This window comes from Robinsoniella sp. (genome assembly GCF_034124845.1).
Genome location: NZ_JAWYAJ010000465.1, coordinates 1 through 2685 on the forward strand (window position 1 = coordinate 1; position 2685 = coordinate 2685).

Below are 2685 nucleotides of genomic sequence, written 5' to 3' on the forward strand. Positions count from 1 at the left end.
TAACTCTTTTCTAACTCTAACGTTTGATTTTTAGAACCATCATCTACGAATATAATTTCAAGTTCATACACAAAGTGTTCACTGCACTACTTTTTCCACACAATGTAATGCCTGCTCAATTACATGATGCATATCATAATACCGATACTCAGCTAATCTGCCGCCAAAAATGATATTTTTTTCTTTATCTGCTTTTTCTTTATATTTTTCATACAGCTTTCCATTTTTATCATCATTTATTGGATAGTATGGATCAGATCCTACTTCCCATTGTTTTGGATATTCTTTTGTAATAACTGTCTTTTTCTGATTACCATACTCAAAATGTTTGTGCTCTATTATTCTCGTATATGGAATATCATATTCAGTATAATTGACAACAGCATTCCCCTGATGGTTCTCCTCGTCTAATAATTGAGTTTCAAAATGAAGACTGCGATACTCTAACGCTCCATAACACTGACCATAAAATTCATCTATCATACCTGTAAATATTGTTTTTTCCGCTAAACTCTCCAACTCTTTACGGTTAGCAAAATAATCCGTATTTAAGCGAACATCACTTCCGCTAAGCATCTTCTCTATTATCTGTGTATAACCGCCAATCGGAATTCCCTGATATAAATCGTTAAAATAATTATTGTCATAAGTAAAACGAACAGGAAGTCTCTTAATAATAAAACTTGGCAACTCTGTACATAATTTCCCCCATTGCTTTTGCGTATACCCTTTTACTAGCTTTTCATAAATATCTTTACCAACCAGCGATATTGCCTGTTCTTCTAAATTTTGAGGATTTACTATTCCACTTTCCTTAATCTGCTCCTCGATTTTAGCCTTTGCTTCTCCAGGTGTGGCAACCCCCCACATCTTATTAAACGTATTCATATTAAATGGCATATTATAAATCTCACCTTTGTAATATGCTACTGGTGAATTCGTGTAACGGTTAAACTCTGCAAATTGATTTACATAATCCCATACTTTTTTATTGCTTGTATGAAAAATATGTGCTCCGTATTTGTGTACTTGAATTCCAGCCATTTCTTCTGTATATATATTACCACCTACATGATTGCGCTTGTCAATAACCAGACAGGTTTTCCCACTTTTTGCCGCTTCATAAGCAAATACCGAACCAAATAAACCCGCACCTACAATAAGATAATTATACATCATATATTCTCCTTTTAACATTCTTCTACTATTTCTTCTAATTCCTTTTTAATACCCTCACATCTTAATTCTGCTTCTTTTGAACTTCTTTCTTTTACCCCTATATAAAACTTAATTTTAGGTTCCGTTCCGGATGGTCTTACACAACACCATGCATTATCTTCAAGCTCATAATATAGAACATTTGATTTTGGCAATCCAGTCTCTTCCACCCCATCTGTCATTATATTTTTTATATTTCCTGTTTGATAATCACGAACCCTATTCACATTTAAATGTCCAATCTCACTTATATTACTGCAACGAAACTTTTCCATAATTCTCTGTATCTTCAAATTACCATCCAGACCTTTAAATGTAAAAGATATAAGATCTTCCTTATAATAACCATATTTATTATAAAGTTTTTGCAAATAATCCCATAATGTCATATGATTATAGCTACAATATGCAGCCACTTCACATAACAGCATCACAGCTGATACAGCGTCTTTATCTCTTGCGTAAGTACCAACGAGGCAACCATAACTCTCCTCCATTCCAAATACATATTGATACTGCTTATTTTTTTCAAAGAATTTAATTTGTTCTCCGATATATTTAAATCCAGTCAGTACTTCAATCAATTTTATTTGATATTCTTTTGCAAGTTCATCCACCATATTTGTAGTAACAATGGTCTTTATCAAAGCTGCATTCTCAGGCAGAATATCATTTGCTTTCATTTGAGATATCATATAATGGGCAATTATCATCCCTGACATATTTCCGGTAAAACTTATATACTCTCCTGTTTTACTATCTTTCACATAAATCCCAAGTCTGTCTGCATCCGGATCTGTAGCCAGAATAAGATCCGCTTTTACCTTATTAGCGAGTTCAAGTGCAAGCGTAAATGCTTTTGGATCTTCTGGATTTGGCGAGACAACAGTTGGAAAATCTCCATCTGGTTTTTCCTGTTCCTTTACAATATAAACTTTTCTGAATCCCAATTCTTTTAAGATCCTCTGCACGGGTGTATTTCCTGTACCATGTAATGGAGTATATACTATAGTCATACTATCTGCCATTTTTTCAATAACTGTTTTATTCATAGAAAGTTTATGAAGTTCTTGATTATAGCGCTCATCAATCTCTTTTCCTATGATCTTATAAAGCCCATTTTCACACGCAATTTCTTTCCCTATCGTTTTTACAAAATGATAATCTTCAACTTTTTTCACTTCCGCAATTATTTCTTTGTCTCTAGGGAAGGTAATCTGCGCACCATCTTCCCAGTATACTTTATACCCATTGTATTCAGAAGGATTATGGCTGGCTGTGATTACGATTCCTGCTATGCAGCCCAATTCTCTAACTGCAAAAGAAAGCTCAGGTGTCGGCCGCAGAGAATCAAAAATATAGGTTACTATCCCATTTGCATTTAAGCATAGTGCAGCCTCATTGGCAAATTCCGGAGACATCCTTCTTGAATCATAAGCAATAGCAACCCCTCTTTTTTGTCCTTTA

2 protein-coding genes are annotated in these 2685 nt (G+C 34.1%); both read right to left on the bottom strand.

The genetic code is table 11. From position 1 onward, the window contains the following. Positions 1-78 precede the first annotated feature (78 nt). Positions 79-1179, bottom strand: a complete 1101-nt coding sequence (gene glf, locus ACH2DQ_RS22855; protein ID WP_394913514.1) for a UDP-galactopyranose mutase — start codon at positions 1177-1179, stop codon at positions 79-81. Between the two features lie 11 nt (positions 1180-1190). Then, positions 1191-2685, bottom strand: a 1495-nt coding sequence (locus ACH2DQ_RS22860; protein WP_395028467.1) for a phospho-sugar mutase, incomplete at its 5' end; no start/stop codon positions are given.